Origin of the sequence: Tannerella forsythia, from assembly GCF_003860135.1 — a bacterium.
Taxonomy (GTDB): domain Bacteria; phylum Bacteroidota; class Bacteroidia; order Bacteroidales; family Tannerellaceae; genus Tannerella; species Tannerella forsythia_A.
In genome coordinates this window covers 29,116-44,234 of sequence record NZ_RQYN01000023.1, presented here as the reverse complement: position 1 = coordinate 44,234, position 15,119 = coordinate 29,116, and the positions used below count along the sequence as shown (strand labels likewise).

Below are 15,119 nucleotides of genomic sequence, written 5' to 3'. Positions count from 1 at the left end.
AGCGTAGCGAAGTGAGTTCTCCGGATTTTAGACCTCCGAACGTCGCGCAGGCGAGCGAAGCGCACGAAGCCTTGACCTTTTGGTTACTTTTGGGTCAAGCCAAAAGTGACAGAAAAAGAGATTCATCGCTCGACGCTCTGAATGACAAAAGAAGTAAGTGAAAAGTGAAAAGTGAAAAGTGAAAAATGTAGTCAAATGTAGTCAAGGTAGTCAAGGTAGGGGCGAACCTGTGTGTTCGCCCTTACAAGGGCGAGATAATTCAGCCCAATGCGCAGCGTTGGGAAAAAAAGGCAACCCCTCGGCGGAGGGCTGAAAGCCTGATGTATTTTAATGTTAATGGTCAATGGTTATTTGCCGGGTACATCATTCGGCGGGTACCCGGCATAACAATTGACAATTAATCATATTATAAACCAATAAAAAAAAGAACGATGAAAAAAATTGCATTTTTAACAGTAAGTCTGCTGTTTGCGATAGCATTCGGCAGTTGTAACGGTGAAAAGAAGAACCTCACCGACAAAGAAATTTTAATTCTTATTTTCAAGAGTGCCAACGGCGAAAACTGGAACGACAATCTTCGCAAAAACTGGTGCAGCGAGCAACCGTTGAACGAATGGGCAAACGTCAAGACCGACGAACAAGGACGCGTCACGGAGTTGTACCTCATCGGCGACAGCATCAAAGGCAGTCTGCCTGCTGCCATCGGAGGATTGACCGAACTGAAAAAGCTGACCGTTGTGCTCAAGAATTACAAGATGGAAACGCCCGACTGCATACCTGCAGAAATCGGCGAGTTAACGAACCTCGAGGAGCTCACCCTCGTCGTCAACAGCAAAGGCAGAGTCAACACGCCTTCGCTCGCCAAACTCACCAAGCTCACTCAACTTGATATCAGCGGATTTGACGATTATCCCGACCTGACAGGGCTGACGGCATTGACCAATCTCGAGATGAACGGTATCAAAGGTGCGCTGCCTCCGAGTCTGTATACACTCACGGAGCTGAACCGACTGTTTATCCGAACGGACAACTACGACGGACAACTATCGCCCGACATTGCCAACTTGAAGAAGCTCACCTTCCTGCTTATCGACCATACGGCAGGGTTTATCGGGAAGGTCAACATCCCCGATGCCGAGTTGCCCGCATCGCTCTGGACGATGACCGAACTGAAACGAATCTTCCTCAGAGGCATCTCGACGAAAGGGACGCTGCCTAAAGAGATGGGTAACATGAAAAATCTCACAAATATGAGCCTGATTGATCTCGGACTCACCGGCGAAATACCCGCCGAAGTGTTCAGTTTACCCAATCTCAAAGAGCTTTCCATATACGACTGCAAGTTGAGCGGCACGATACCCGTCGCCGTGGGCAACTGTACAACGCTCGAAACCCTCTGGCTCCATGATAACGAACTGACAGGCTCCATCCCGCGCGAGATCGGTAAACTCATCAACCTGAAAAGCCTGAAATTGGACAACAATCAGCTCACGGGAGCCATACCCGCCGAATTAGGACAATGCAAGAAACTGGGAGAAGGAGTTTTCGTGGATTTCTCCAAAAACAAACTCTCGACCGATATACCGGCTTCCGTAAAAGCGCTGCCCAAATTCGAGAAATTCAAATTTTGAATACCAACAAGGATGCTATTCATTACATATATAACAATTTAAATTAGAAAGACATGAAAAGAGTATTTTTTAGAACAGGAACCGTTTTACTGGCGATTGCCGGTATCATATTCTTCACGGCATGTACCAAAGATGAACCGACGCCCAAACCCACTCCCGAAGGAGAAGGAGGAGGAGGAACGACTCCCGGAGGTGGCGGAGGTTCAGGTGGAAACGGCGGCACGGTTGCCGTCACAGCCATCAAACTGAACAAGACGACGCTCGAACTGCAAATCAACGGGCGCGAAACGCTTACGGCCACCATCGAACCGGCCAATGCATCCGTTAAGATCGTCACCTGGAGCAGCAGCAACGAAAAGATTGCCAAAGTGTCGGGTACGGGCGAAGTCACCGGCGTGGCTGCCGGTACGGCTACCATCACGGCCAAGGCCGGAAGCGCATCGGCCACCTGTGCCGTCACCGTCAAAAAAGAGGAAAAACCGTTAGCCGCCCTTGAAGTCAAGATAACAGGAACAATCAGTCATACGACCTATACCAAAGGACAGAGCGGAACGGTCGAGTTCAACCGCTTCCCCGCATCGGTCGATGAGTTCAAGGCCGTACGCGAGAAAATAGGCGGCGAGCCGCATGGTGCGGTTGCTCTGGAATTGATGGCCATGGAGATGTACCGTCGCGATCGAAACATCGGCCTCGAATGTATCAAACTCACCAATACGTCGACGAATGCAAACGTCGTAGTCGATCTCCTTAAAGAACTCTTCGGCGGAGATGTCAGCTATAACCGCCCTTACCAGACGGCCGCATACCTCAAAGGCGCCGAGCCGGGCAACGGATACAACCCGACCAAGCCCTACACGGTCGAAGTCTTCGTCGATCCCGCGAAGCCATATCAGAAATTCGACCACTACCAGAGCACCGTTCTTTCCCTACGAATAAAGAGCAAAGGGCGAAGTCACGGTTCCGACGGAGTGAGCGTGCTCAAGACCAAAAGACCGGGCGAACCGGGAGAGAAAGGCAAGTTCTTTATTATCAGCAGCAATACCGGAATGCTTTCGCAGGTGGCACCCATTTCGTTCGAGCATGAGTTCAATGGACTGGATTAAACGGAATAACTCATACTGAAGAGACACTGATTCTTTTTCATTTCTCCCTCTCCCGCACATTTCCGGCATTTGCCGGGATGCAAGGGAGAGGGGTTTGAAAAGAGACAGATAAGAACAAATATATTTTCATTTCATTTAAATTACACGTATTATGAACAACATCATTGTAAATTTCAAAGAGATCGTAACGAGCAAGTATGCTCAGTTCAAAGGACGCGCTTCGCGCGCAGAATTCTGGCAGTACATTATTGTATACGCTATCATTAGCTTTGCTTTCAGCCTGCTGATGCAACTATTCGGAAGCGTCAAAGCCTTGTACTACATCGTCATAGCACTCTACTGCATCGTAGCGCTGGTGCTGCTGGTACCCACATTGGCCGTCAACGTACGACGTCTGCACGACATCGGCAAAGGCGGAGGATGGATCTTCATCAATATGATCCCCTTGATCGGCGGACTCTGGTATCTCATCCTCATGATTAAGGAAGGTGAACCGCAAGCCAACCGCTTCGGCGAAAAGCCGCTGTAAACGAGTGGCGTAACAGTGAAAAGTGAAAAGTGAATAGTGAAAAATGAGATTCATCGCCAACGTTCTGAATGACAGGTACGCTTTCTCTCTCAAAGTGCGTATATACCCTATGAGGAGGCTCACATGTACCCTGCGAGGAGGCTCACATGTACCCTGCGAGGAGGCTCACATGCACCCTGCGAGGAGGCTCGCATGCACCCTGCGACGAGGCTCGCATGCACCCTGCGACGAGGCTCGCATGCACCCTGCGAGGAGGCTCGCATACACCCTGCGAGGAGGCTCGCATACACCGTGCGACGAGGCTCGCATGCACCCTGCGAGGAATTGCGCTCTCCTCTTGTTATTTCGAACGCGGTGAGGAATCTCACTCGAAAAAAGTAAGTGAAGAGTGAGATTCATCGCTTGGCGCTAAATGATAGAGAACGCGAACGCAGTCTCTTGGGCACCGAAACAGACTACGGTGCAACAGCGCACCAACGAAATCACAGCATTCCTATTTTATTAAGTATTATATTAAAAACAAGTAACAAGATGAAAACAAAGATTTTTATGATGACCGCACTGGCGCTGACCCTGATGGTCGGTAACGCCGGATGCAACGAGAAAGGCGGCAGCGACAAAGTACCTGCCGGAATGCACGAAGTGACCTATCAAGGGTTCGCGTTCCTCTGCCCCGATGTGCTGAAGCCCGCCAAACAACTTGGTAGCGACGAAACAGCACCCAACTTCTTTATGCTCGACGAAACAGACATGATGAACTCCCTCTCATGCGAAGTTTCGGAAACAAACGCGGAGTTCACCCGTGAAGCGGGCGAACGATTCGGCAAAGAGATGACTTCCGGAGATCCGAAGACCAAGGTCGAATACAAAGTGCTCGAAAACGGTATTCTGGTAAAAACGGTATTGAACGATCCGAGCCTCAGCTCCGAAACGATCTATACCTCCATGCGCATATTCGTCAAAGGAAAGAAGGCGATTTCCGTCACTTTCGCATATTCCGAAAACAACAAAGCCACGCTGAGCAAGTTTGTCGACGCGGTGATGGACTCCGTTAAAGCCATAGAATAAATAAGCTGAACACAATTATAAACATTTAAATTCAATGAATCATGAACAGAAACTTTTTTGCAATGATCGTCATGACCGGTGCTTTGATCATAAGCACGGCATGCAATGCAAAGAAAGGCGGCGAGGCGACTGACAATGCAGTCAACTCAACCGCACAGGAAACGACCGAGGTGACGCAAAAAACGCCCAAAGCCTTCCCATGGGATTTCCCCGAAGGCATTACCCTCGAGAACCCCGATGTGGGACAGTATGTGCTATCGCCCTACACCTTCTACCCCAACGAGATTGTCAAGTCGGACAAGCCGGAGGAGGAGACCTACATCTTCTATTCGACCAAACTCAGCCAATACGGCGAGACTCACTCGACGGTCGGCGAGGTCGAGATGCCCAACTCGCTCATCATCCTGCTGCCCAAAGGCAAGAAGGCGAAAGTGGGCGATGTGTTGCTTACCTGGTGGCAATCGGGGTCGGGGATGAAACGTGCCATCGTCACCGACGCCTCCGATCCCGAAATGCCGAAGGTCGATTACCTCGACCTCGACTATAGCGACGATCCGGACAAACCCAAGATCGGCAATCAGCACAGCAACGAGCAACTCAAAGCCTCCTCGTTCGACGTCCTCGAAGACGGCAAATGGCAACCCGGAGCCACCATTGCTGCCTACGAAAAGGGCGCGTGGAAAGAGGGCATCTTGATCCATGCGACCGACGACAAAGTGCTGGCAATCGGATTCGCAGGCAAGATATACGCCTTCGATCGTTCGGCTTGTAAGCTGATCCCCATCAAACAAGACATCAAGGTAGGCGATAACGTCATGGCCGTATGGGTCGGCGGCTTCAAGGAAGGCTACAAAGTGACCAAGATCGACCGTAAGATCGGACGCGTCTGGCTCGAAAAAGACGGCGAGAAAAAAATCGTAAGCATCCTGAAAGTCGTCAAATCGCTCTAACACGTGCAAGTGGCAACGTGTAGATAATGAAGAGTGAACGGGGGCGGTGTCGAACCCGCGCGTTTACCCCGCCTCCGCCGCTCTGAATGAACAAAGGAAGTAAGTGAAAAGTGAAAAACGAAAAGTGAAAAGTGAAAAGTAGTTCATGTAGTCAATGTAGGGGCGGGCCTTGTGTCCGCCCTTATTTTTTGTGTCGTGTTGGCAGGTTATCAGAACGCGAATGACGCGAATGGGCGCAAATTTAATTGTTATTCTTTACTACTCTAACTACCTTTGACTACTTTGCTACTTTTTTAAATTTGCGTTCATTTGCGCCATTTGTGTTCATTTGCGTTCGGAACATCGTAAATTCCCCCTTTGAAGGGATGACATCCCCCTTCGCTTCGCTCTTCCCCCCTTCGAAGGGGGGAAAGGGGGGATGTTCACCGGCAAACAACTCAACAACTCAACACCTCAACGCCCGAAGGGCATAACCATTAACAATTATTTAACCAAGGGCTGAAAGCCCGGATTATTTCAGCCCCATCCCGCAAGGGTGGGGGGATCGACGTCCGGACCTTGTTCAGAGGGCTGAAGGCCTGAATGAAATTCATTATGATTTGTTCTATTGCGGAATCCGGGTTAAAATAAAGCTCTTATCGCGTAATCTGGGTAAATACAAAAGAGGCAGCTTCATCGTTGATGAAAAGCTGCCTCTTTCAAGCTATGTAAAAACAGAATTTACGCAGTCGCTACTGCCGAAGCATGCTCTGCCGTTTTAAATTTACGTTTTTGAATTTCGTAAGCGATCGGTGTGGCTACGAATAGTGTCGAATATGTTCCGACGATTACCCCCAACAGAATCGCAAACGTAAAACTCTGAATCGTAGAACCACCCAACAAGAAGATAATCAAGACAACGATAAAGGTCGAGAGCGACGTGCTGAAAGTACGTGCAAGCGTCGAGTTCAAAGAATCGTTGATCACCTGATAACGATCGCGTTTGGGATAAGTCTGAATCGTTTCGCGGATACGGTCGAAGACAACTACCGTATCGTTGATCGAGTAACCGATTACCGTCAGAATAGCGGCGATAAACGTCTGATCGACCTCCATCGAGAATGGCATGATCTTCCACAGCAACGTGTAGAATGCGATGATACACAACGTCGTTACTGCTACGGAAACGAATACGCCGACCGAGAAGGCTACGTCGCGGAAGCGGACGAGGATGTACAGTGCCATACAGAACATGGCGAAAATCACAGCCATGAACGCACTGTTCTTAATATCGTCGGCCATGCTCGGCCCTACTTTCTGTGAACTCTGAATATGGTCTGCTGCAAACTGTTCGAGTGTCGTACCTTGCGGTAAGAACGATTGCAGTCCGGCATACAGTTTTCCGGTAATGTCGTCGTCTACATCCGTGGCATTGTCGGCAATACGATAGTTCGTCGATACGCGCACTTGATTCTGTGATCCGATCGTGATTACACCGACCGATCCGCCTTGCAACTGCGGTTCGAGTGCCGACCGGATTTCGTCCGTGCGCACATCCTGATCGAAACGGATCACATAGTTACGTCCCCCCGTAAAGTCGATACCGTTGTTCAACCCGATGGTAAACATGGAAACCGTACCGAGGATAATGATGCTTAGCGGAATCAGATAGCCGATTTTCCGTTTGCCGAGGAAGTTTACTTTCGGATCGGTCAGAATATTCTTCGACAGCGAAGTCGTAAATGTCAGATTCTTGATCTTATCCTTTGCCAATAAGGCCTCGTATACGAGACGGGTCAGGAAGACAGCCGTCAGGAACGATGCGATCAGACCGATAATCAGGGTTGTAGCGAATCCGCGGATCGGGCCTGTTCCGAAAACGAACAATACGATACCCGTGATGACAGTTGTCAAGTTAGCATCGAAAATTGCCGAGAAAGCGTTCGAGTAACCGTCGGCAATCGCTTTGGCCAACTGCTTACCGCTACGCAATTCTTCTTTTGTACGTTCATAAATCAATACGTTTGCATCGACTGCCATACCCAGCGTAAGCACCATACCGGCGATTCCCGGGAGTGTCAACACTGCCTGGAACGATGCGAGAATACCCATGGTGAAGAAAATATTCAGCACCAATGCGCCGTTGGCAATCATACCCGGTACCAGACCGTAGATGGCACACATGTATATCATCAGAATCACCAGAGCCAGAACGAACGATATGACTCCGGCATGGATGGCTTCCTGACCGAGTGATGGTCCGACGATATCTTCCTGTACGATATTGACCGAAGCCGCCATCTTACCGGATTTCAATACGTTGGCTAAGTCTTTTCCTTCATCCTGCGTAAAATCTCCCGTAATTTGCGACTGTCCGCCGGTAATTTCCGTCTGAACGGTCGGGGCCGAATAAACCATTCCGTCCAGCACGATCGCGATGCTTCGCTTGATGTTTTCTTTCGTCAGACGCGCCCATTCACGAGCTCCTTCGGCATTCATCGTCATACTCACCTGATATTGCGAACGTCCGATTTGTTGCTGTGCGAAGTCGGCCACCGCATTGGTCACGACGTCGCCACTCATGGCCGGCGTACCGTCACGGTTCGTTACTTTCAGCGCATACAACTGGTAGAACTGATCGTTTTCATCCATCGCTTTTACCCCCCAACGGAAGATGACGTTGTTCGGAAGTACGGCTTTCACTTGCGGCATATTCAGATATTCGGTAATCTTTTCCATATCTGTCTTTCTCGCATAGCCGACTACCGGCCCCGGAATCAGGTAACGTCCGGTTTGGTCTACGTTCAGTTGTAACAAAGCGAACAACGGATGTTGTTTGGCATATTCTTCCAACGACATGTTGGCTTCGGGAGTCTGCTGTTCCTCACTTCCCAACTGCGCGATCAGCGAGTCGGTGGCTTGGGTGGCTGTCGTATCGGCTGGTGCCGCCGGTTCAGGAGTGGTCACGGATGCGCTTGTCGTGTCAGTCGCAGCCGATACCGGTGTCAGAACGCGTGCCAATACTTGATCGGCAGCCATCAGTTGCTGATTAATTTCTGTCAGGTTGTACGTTTCCCAAAATTCGAGGTTGGCACTTCCCTGCAAGAGTTTGCGGACACGTGCAGGCTCTTTTACGCCCGGCAATTCGACCAAAATGCGTCCGGCAGTTTCCAGACGTTGGATATTCGGAGAAACGACACCGAAACGGTCTATACGCGTACGTAATACATTAAAGGAGTTGTCAATGGCGCTTTGTAGCTCTTCTTTCAATACGGAAACAACGTGATCGTCCGAACTTTGTGGATTAATTTTCTCTTTTAATTCAAAGGTGCTGAAAAGAGCAGACAGCCGTGCGCCCGAGTCCAACTTTTTGTACTCTTCGGCAAAGAGATCGACAAAATTTTTCTGGCTGGTTGCTTGACGGGCGTAAGCCGCTTCCAGCGCTTTGTTGAAATTGGCATCCTGATTGTTGTTGGCCAACGAACGGATGACATCCGGTACGTTGAGCTCCAATACAACGTTCATTCCCCCTTTCAGGTCGAGCCCTAAGGTTACTTCCATTTCCCGGCACTGTTTCAACGTGTAAGCGCCAAACCAAACTTTTTTGTTGGCTAACGAGTCTAAATAAAAACTCTCCTTCGACGAGCTTCCGTTTGCATACTCAGCTGCCTCTTTATAATATTTTCTCGTTACAAACGAGAAAGACAAATAATAAAGGCAGACCAGAGTAAGCAATATCGCAAAAACTCTTACAAATCCTTTGTTTTGCATTTGAAATTCTTGATTTATATGTTATTTGTTCTTATTCTTCTTTTTTTTAGGGTGCAAATATAGCGTTTTTTCATTAGTTAATGACAAAAACGGAATTAATTCTTGTTTTATGCAGAGGGAAATGGGGAGGTGAAATTTAGGAACTTCTATAAAAAAGAAATGGTTGTCTCACGACAACCACAATCTTCATTGTTAACCTTAAATCTAATACCATGAAAAACACGATGCAAAGATAAGGCGTTTTATGCTATCCAACATAATTCTTCAGCATAAAAATGCGCCGTGTTAGATTTATTTAACTCTTTTGTCGGCTCCCCACATTAATTTATCACGCAAAGTTTGATAAAAAGTCTGGTTGTGTCGATTGATGATATGTATTGAAAAATCCGCTTTACAAACGGAAAGTCTTACGTTCGTCGGGCAGCTTTGGGAACGTCCGTCAAGGGAGATCAGAAAGGAATGGGTGCGACTTTCGATATTTAACGAAATTTTATACGATCCGGGTACGACAAGCGGACGCACATTGAGGCTGTGTGGTGCCACCGGGCTTAATACAATGTTATCGCTTTGCGGTAAAATGATGGGGCCATTCACGCTCATCGAATAGGCTGTAGATCCGGTGGGCGTTGCAATGACTAACCCGTCGGCTTGGTACGATGTCAGATATTCATCGTTCAGGCTTGTGTGAATCGTGATCATGGACGATGTCTCACGTTTTAGGATAGCCACTTCGTTAAGAGCGCAGTTGTAACCTTCAAACGGATGCTTGTCCATATCCAAACGGAGCAACATCCGCTTCTCTATATTATAATGTTTATGGTAAAGCTCGTCGAGTGTTTCCTCGATCTGCTCTGTCCCGATATCGGCCAGGAAGCCTAATCGTCCCGTGTTGATTCCTAAAATCGGAATATTTTGCCTGTTGATCTGTTCGGCTGTGCGGAGAAATGTGCCGTCTCCTCCTACGCTTAATGCGATATCCAGATCGAACGGAGGGGCTTGAAGCACGCCGTCAATTGTCGGACATACTTCCGGAAACTCGGCCAGAAAGGCATAGAAGTCGTGCGAAACATAGACTTTGGCGTTCAATGCGGCTAACTTTTTGAATAATCTGCGAATCAACGGCAATTTATCCGTGTGATATCCGCTACCGAATAATCCAACTTTCATTTTATAAATCTTTTACACCGAATTTCTTTAATAATTCCTCAATTCATCCTACATTTGCATGTATATTTGTCGACAAATATAAGGAAAGTGAACGAAATAAGACGTATCTCGCATGGTAAATTTAAGTGTGAATATCAATAAGGCGGCTACTCTGCGTAATGCGCGAGGTGGAAATATGCCCGATGTGGAACAGATCGCCAAAGACTGTGAATCGTTCGGTGCTCAGGGTATCACTGTTCATCCTCGTCCCGACGGGCGGCATATCCGGTACAGCGACGTTTATGCCATTAAGCCGAATATTCGTACCGAACTGAATATCGAAGGATATCCCAGCGCATCGTTTATCGACCTTGTGCTGGATGTGAAACCGACACAGGTTACACTTGTGCCCGATGCTCCCGATGCTTTAACCTCCAATGCGGGATGGAACGTACGGGAGCATTTCGAATTGCTGAGCGAGTTAACAGAGTTATTCAAGCGAAACCGCATCCGCACATCTATTTTTGTCGAAACGGATCTGCCGAACCTCGAATGGGCAGCTCAAACGGGGGCGGACCGTATCGAACTGTATACCGAACCGTATGCACAGCGATATGATACGGACAGGGAGGCTGCCGTAGCCCCATTTGTTGAAGCGGCGAAGTATGCGCATGAACATGGTCTCGGCATCAATGCCGGTCATGATCTGAATCTGCAAAATCTTTCCTTCTTTGCGTCACGTGTTCCATGGCTCGAAGAAGTGTCTATCGGTCATGCCTTGATCTGTGACGCTCTTTATTACGGTCTCAAAGAAACGATTGGCCTCTATAAAAATTGCTTGCAGCAAGTAAATTCAAGAAATTAAGAACAAAAACATAAAACAGAAGAAAACGTATGAACATCTTAGCAACATTAGCACAAGTCGCACCGAATCCGGCTGACGCAACCCCGATGAATCTGACTCCGAAAACCGTCCCGACAGAGGCGCAACTGAATATTATCGACTTGGCCCTGAAAGGCGGATGGGTGATGGGGGTACTCCTTATCCTTTCTTTGGTCGCGATTTATTTCTTTATTCAACGGATTTTGGTAATTCGTCAGGCTGCCAAAAGCGACGAAACGTTTATGAACCGGATCCGGGATTATGTGTATGAAGGAAAAGTCGATTCTGCGATCAATCTCTGCCGTACGACTCAAACACCCGCAGCTCGCATGATTGAAAAAGGGATTATTCGTCTGGGGCGTCCGACAAACGATGTACTCGCGGCGATCGAGAATGCGGGTAATATTGAAATTGCGAAGCTGGAGAAAGGGTTTCCGGTACTTGCCACGACAGCTGCCGGTGCTCCGATGATCGGTTTCTTGGGTACCGTAACCGGGATGGTACGTGCTTTTTACGATATGGCTAATGCCGGAACGAATGTCGATGTATCGTTGCTCTCGGGGGGGATTTATGAAGCATTAGTAACAACCGTCGGAGGTCTGGTGGTGGGTATCATCGCTCTTTTTGCCTACAACTACTTGGTGTCGCGTGTGGATAATGTGGTCAATCGTCTGGAAGCTAATACGATGGAGTTTATGGATTTGTTGAACGAACCGGCTAAGTAAAGATCATGGCGTTGAAACGAAGAACAAAGATCAATGCAGCCTTCAGCATGGCATCCATGACGGACGTCATCTTTCTGTTGCTGATCTTTTTTATGGTTACGTCGACGGTGGTGGTGCCGAACGCGATCAAACTGACCTTACCACAAGCACACAAACAGACGGCCGCCAAACCACTTACACGGGTAACGATCGATGCGGCGGGCAAGTACTATGTTGCCGCGGGGAAGCAGCGTGAACGGATGGTCGCGTTCGACGAGATCACCTCTTTCCTTCAGGAACAGTATGCTCAGGAGCCTGATATGTTTGTGGCATTGTATGCCGATGAAACCGTTCCTTATAAAGAAATCGTGAAAGTACTGGATATTGCGAACGAAAATAAATTCAAGGTCGTATTGGCCACCCGTCCACCATCTCATAGGCCATGAAGTTTGAAAAGAACGACATTATAGCGCTGATCGGCTCGATTATTTTTCATCTGGCGATTTTGCTCTTCCTCTATTTTACGGTACTTAAAACAATCGTTCCGGAGGAAGACAGCGGTATCATGGTGAATTTCGGCAATATCAACCTTGCAGCCGGACAGTTTGAGCCGCGCGGTGAGCCGACTTCGTCGGATATGACAGCTGCTCCTCCGCCACAGCCTGCTCCTCCCACGCCACGGGAAGAAATGATCACGCAGGATATGGAGGAATCTGTCTCACTTACAAATAAGAAGAAAGAAGAAGAACGGAAAAAGAAGGAGAAGAAAGAACAGGAAGAGGTTCGTAGAAGGGAAGCGGAACAGCGTAAAGCGGAAGCAGAACGTAAGAAACAGGCTGATGAGCAGCGGCGTAAGGAACAGGCCATCCGTGATCGTGTAGCCGGCGCTTTTGGCTCAACCGGAGGCAGCGAGAGCAGTAGTCAGGGCGATGCGGCCAGTGGCAGCGGCAATCAGGGTAGCCCGTTCGGCAACTCCGACAGCGGAGCAAACGAAGGAGTGGGCGGTATCGGTTCCTTCAACTTGAACGGCCGTTCCATCGGTGCGGGAGGCTTGCCCAGACCGGCTTATACCATTCAGGAAGAGGGGCGGATCGTGATCAATATCACCGTCGATCCGCGGGGCAACGTCATCATGGCCGAGATCGGCAAAGGAACGAACATCGATCATGCCACGATGCGAAAAAGTGCGCTTGAAGCTGCGCGGAAAGCGAAGTTTAACAGCATTCAGGGTACGAATAATCAGAGTGGCACGATCACGTATCGTTATTCATTAAGATAAAACGCATGTAATAAACATTTTAAAAACTTATACACGATGAAAAAGGCTTATGTATTTTTAGCAACCGGTTTTGAGGAGGCCGAAGCGATCGGTACGGTCGATGTACTGCGCCGTGGAGGAATGCACGTTGTAACGGTTTCGATGACCGGAAACTTGACGGTTAAGGGAGGACATGATATCCTTGTCGTTGCCGATGCGCTATTTGAAGATCTCGGCTATGCAGATGCCGATGTGCTCGTGCTGCCCGGCGGAGGTCCGATGCTCAACGATTATGAGGAATTGAAAAAGGAAATCGTCCGCCATCACGATGCAGGTAAACCGTTAGCTGCTATTTGTGCCGCACCGCTCGTTTTCGGCGGGCTGGGGCTGCTTGAAGGGAAGCGCGCGACATGTTATCCGGGATTTGAAGAGTATCTGAAAGGAGCGACTGTCGTTAATGTACCAACGGTTACAGATGGCTCTATCATCACAGGTCGGGGACCGGGGCTGGTTTTCGATTTCGGATTGGCTATACTGGAACATCTCGAAGGCCTCGAGTCGGCTGAACAGGTCGCCAAAGATTTATTGTTGAGATAAACCAGGGGGGGAGGCTGTCTCAAAGACAAGAACAGCCTCCTCCCTTTTTTCGAGGGCACATCAAGCCTTACCGCTACAAAAAACGCATGCTATCAAGATAAAAGAAGTTGCCAGCTCAATGGTTCAGCTCTTTGAGTGCTTTTAATGACCGAATCACATACGTGTTATCCGGTTCAACGGCATGCCAATAAGAAAGACGCCCTATCAGACGTTTCAGATAAGCGGGATCGGAAGAACCGATATATTTCTGATGTTCGGCCAGCCCTTTTGTCAGCACATGATACACCTGCTTGCGTATCTCGCGCCTGAAGACTTTCGGAATCGTAAGTTTTGTGCCCGAACTGACGGATATCCCCGTAATAATCTTACGATGCGACATATCTAAAAAGCGCGTCTTCTTCCGGTTCAACGCAAACTTGTGTTCTGCAACTACTTTTTCTACCTGTGCGAGAAACGCATGATGAGAGGATAGATTGCCCGAAAACGTTAAATCGTCCGCATACCTTGTATACGTCAGGCCGACCGACCGACTTATAGCGGCTAATTGTTCATCCATACCGGCCACAATGATATTACTCAAGGCCGGGCTTGTCGGTGCTCCTTGCGGCAATCGCCCCGATTTGCAGCATAAGGCGGCCAGTATTTTCGCTACACCGGATTCATAACCCAATTGCTTAAACGTTCTTCGAACGGTATGTTTACGTATCGATCCGAAAAAATCATGGATGTCGACCTTCAGTACCTGAGCATTCCCCAAATGAGGACGCACATTTTCCACAATTGACTTATTCCGGCGGAACCCCGTAGCGGAAGGATGAATCTCACTATTGATCAGGATTTTTTCATAAATCGTACGATGCACGGCCTTCAACTCTTTCTTCGGAGCAGCGATCATACGATAGCCTCCTCCTCTTTTGGCTAACCAGAACAGACTGTACCACTCGGAAGGATGATGCAAAAAAGAAGAAAGCTCTTTTTCACCGATATTCAGGAACGTTGCGCACCATTTCAATGCTTCCGGATCATAAACAGCTTGTCTACAGATACCCGTATGATAGAAGACAGACCCGTTACGAAATGAATTATCGTTCGGCAGATGTCGGTTCAATAAATCCTTCTCTTTCTTCTTCTCCCTGATGATCAGAAGAATCATACCACATATAAAAATAAGAATGGTTACCAGAATGACCGTCATATTCAGAAATGGAATTAAATATAAAAAAAAGAAAGTGAGAGCTTTTACTTAAAGCATATTTGTCTACAAATATGCTTTTCTATGAAAACACTTGAACTAATGAGGCGACTACACCTCTCAGTATGCTAAAATATCTGCTCACCTTCTTCGCAACAAAGTTAATCCTTTTTGTTCAAACAGAAAAACTTTCGCACAAAAAGTAAAAAGAAGTAATCCCTCGGACGTTTAAATGTTTCATCGTTTAGTTGTCAGTCGCCTCTTTTCAGCAGTTGGTCTCTAACGAACTAACATTTCAACGCCCGAAG

At 48.2% G+C, this 15,119-nt stretch carries 13 protein-coding genes; 10 read left to right on the top strand and 3 right to left on the bottom strand.

The window, feature by feature from the left end; genetic code table 11:
• Positions 1-431: 431 nt before the first annotated feature.
• The 5 genes from EII41_RS07400 to EII41_RS07380 all read left to right on the top strand — a co-directional run bounded on the left by EII41_RS07400 (position 432) and on the right by EII41_RS07380 (position 5,281).
• Positions 432-1,631 (top strand): hypothetical protein, encoded by a 1,200-nt coding sequence (locus EII41_RS07400; protein WP_124790066.1) that lies wholly within the window; start codon positions 432-434, stop codon positions 1,629-1,631.
• Positions 1,632-1,684: 53 nt separating this feature from the next.
• Positions 1,685-2,734: an Ig domain-containing protein gene (locus EII41_RS07395; RefSeq protein WP_221620704.1), complete on the top strand. Its 1,050-nt coding sequence runs from the start codon at positions 1,685-1,687 to the stop codon at positions 2,732-2,734.
• 151 nt (positions 2,735-2,885) lie between these two features.
• The gene (locus EII41_RS07390; protein WP_124751197.1) at positions 2,886-3,263 is read left to right on the top strand and encodes a DUF805 domain-containing protein; all 378 of its coding nucleotides are present in this window, start codon (positions 2,886-2,888) and stop codon (positions 3,261-3,263) included.
• 531 nt (positions 3,264-3,794) lie between these two features.
• Positions 3,795-4,331 (top strand): hypothetical protein, encoded by a 537-nt coding sequence (locus tag EII41_RS07385; protein WP_124751198.1) that lies wholly within the window; start codon positions 3,795-3,797, stop codon positions 4,329-4,331.
• A gap of 41 nt (positions 4,332-4,372) precedes the next feature.
• Positions 4,373-5,281, top strand: a complete 909-nt coding sequence (locus tag EII41_RS07380) for a hypothetical protein (protein WP_124790065.1) — start codon at positions 4,373-4,375, stop codon at positions 5,279-5,281.
• Positions 5,282-6,001: 720 nt separating this feature from the next.
• Here the strand turns inward: EII41_RS07380 and secDF are convergent.
• Together secDF and EII41_RS07370 are read right to left on the bottom strand one after the other, a co-directional pair.
• Positions 6,002-9,031, bottom strand: a complete 3,030-nt coding sequence (gene secDF, locus EII41_RS07375; protein WP_124790064.1) for a protein translocase subunit SecDF — start codon at positions 9,029-9,031, stop codon at positions 6,002-6,004.
• 291 nt (positions 9,032-9,322) lie between these two features.
• Positions 9,323-10,198 (bottom strand): NAD kinase, encoded by an 876-nt coding sequence (locus EII41_RS07370; protein ID WP_124751202.1) that lies wholly within the window; start codon positions 10,196-10,198, stop codon positions 9,323-9,325.
• A gap of 112 nt (positions 10,199-10,310) precedes the next feature.
• Between EII41_RS07370 and EII41_RS07365 the strand changes: the two genes are divergently transcribed.
• From EII41_RS07365 to EII41_RS07345, 5 genes are read left to right on the top strand one after another with little or no spacing between them, the layout of a single operon-like run.
• A complete protein-coding gene (locus EII41_RS07365; protein ID WP_124751203.1) occupies positions 10,311-11,042 on the top strand; it encodes a pyridoxine 5'-phosphate synthase in 732 nt (243 codons plus the stop codon).
• Between the two features lie 29 nt (positions 11,043-11,071).
• On the top strand, positions 11,072-11,785 hold the full coding sequence (locus EII41_RS07360; RefSeq protein WP_124790063.1) for a MotA/TolQ/ExbB proton channel family protein: 714 nt from the start codon (positions 11,072-11,074) through the stop codon (positions 11,783-11,785).
• 5 nt (positions 11,786-11,790) lie between these two features.
• Positions 11,791-12,210, top strand: coding sequence for an ExbD/TolR family protein (locus EII41_RS07355; RefSeq protein WP_124751205.1), 420 nt, complete (start codon positions 11,791-11,793; stop codon positions 12,208-12,210).
• Complete coding sequence (locus EII41_RS07350) at positions 12,207-13,043, top strand: energy transducer TonB (RefSeq protein ID WP_124751206.1); 837 nt, start codon at positions 12,207-12,209, stop codon at positions 13,041-13,043. Before EII41_RS07355 ends, EII41_RS07350 begins: the two co-directional genes overlap by 4 nt.
• Before the next feature lie 36 nt (positions 13,044-13,079).
• Complete coding sequence (locus EII41_RS07345; protein ID WP_124790062.1) at positions 13,080-13,619, top strand: DJ-1 family glyoxalase III; 540 nt, start codon at positions 13,080-13,082, stop codon at positions 13,617-13,619.
• Positions 13,620-13,734: 115 nt separating this feature from the next.
• Here EII41_RS07345 and EII41_RS07340 read toward each other — a convergent pair whose 3' ends face one another.
• A complete protein-coding gene (locus EII41_RS07340) occupies positions 13,735-14,814 on the bottom strand; it encodes a retron St85 family RNA-directed DNA polymerase (RefSeq protein ID WP_124751208.1) in 1,080 nt (359 codons plus the stop codon).
• Positions 14,815-15,119 lie beyond the last annotated feature (305 nt).

What these genes read in the sequence shown, in the direction of transcription:
- EII41_RS07380 (WP_124790065.1), top strand. Translation starts at nt 4,373, where the DNA reads ATGAACAGAAACTTTTTTGCAATGATCGTCATGACCGGTGCTTTGATC.
- EII41_RS07355 (WP_124751205.1), top strand. Translation starts at nt 11,791, where the DNA reads ATGGCGTTGAAACGAAGAACAAAGATCAATGCAGCCTTCAGCATGGCA.
- EII41_RS07340 (WP_124751208.1), bottom strand. Translation starts at nt 14,814, where the DNA reads ATGACGGTCATTCTGGTAACCATTCTTATTTTTATATGTGGTATGATT.
- EII41_RS07345 (WP_124790062.1), top strand. Translation starts at nt 13,080, where the DNA reads ATGAAAAAGGCTTATGTATTTTTAGCAACCGGTTTTGAGGAGGCCGAA.
- EII41_RS07365 (WP_124751203.1), top strand. Translation starts at nt 10,311, where the DNA reads ATGGTAAATTTAAGTGTGAATATCAATAAGGCGGCTACTCTGCGTAAT.
- EII41_RS07370 (WP_124751202.1), bottom strand. Translation starts at nt 10,198, where the DNA reads ATGAAAGTTGGATTATTCGGTAGCGGATATCACACGGATAAATTGCCG.
- EII41_RS07395 (WP_221620704.1), top strand. Translation starts at nt 1,685, where the DNA reads ATGAAAAGAGTATTTTTTAGAACAGGAACCGTTTTACTGGCGATTGCC.
- EII41_RS07400 (WP_124790066.1), top strand. Translation starts at nt 432, where the DNA reads ATGAAAAAAATTGCATTTTTAACAGTAAGTCTGCTGTTTGCGATAGCA.
- EII41_RS07350 (WP_124751206.1), top strand. Translation starts at nt 12,207, where the DNA reads ATGAAGTTTGAAAAGAACGACATTATAGCGCTGATCGGCTCGATTATT.
- EII41_RS07360 (WP_124790063.1), top strand. Translation starts at nt 11,072, where the DNA reads ATGAACATCTTAGCAACATTAGCACAAGTCGCACCGAATCCGGCTGAC.
- secDF (WP_124790064.1), bottom strand. Translation starts at nt 9,031, where the DNA reads ATGCAAAACAAAGGATTTGTAAGAGTTTTTGCGATATTGCTTACTCTG.
- EII41_RS07390 (WP_124751197.1), top strand. Translation starts at nt 2,886, where the DNA reads ATGAACAACATCATTGTAAATTTCAAAGAGATCGTAACGAGCAAGTAT.
- EII41_RS07385 (WP_124751198.1), top strand. Translation starts at nt 3,795, where the DNA reads ATGAAAACAAAGATTTTTATGATGACCGCACTGGCGCTGACCCTGATG.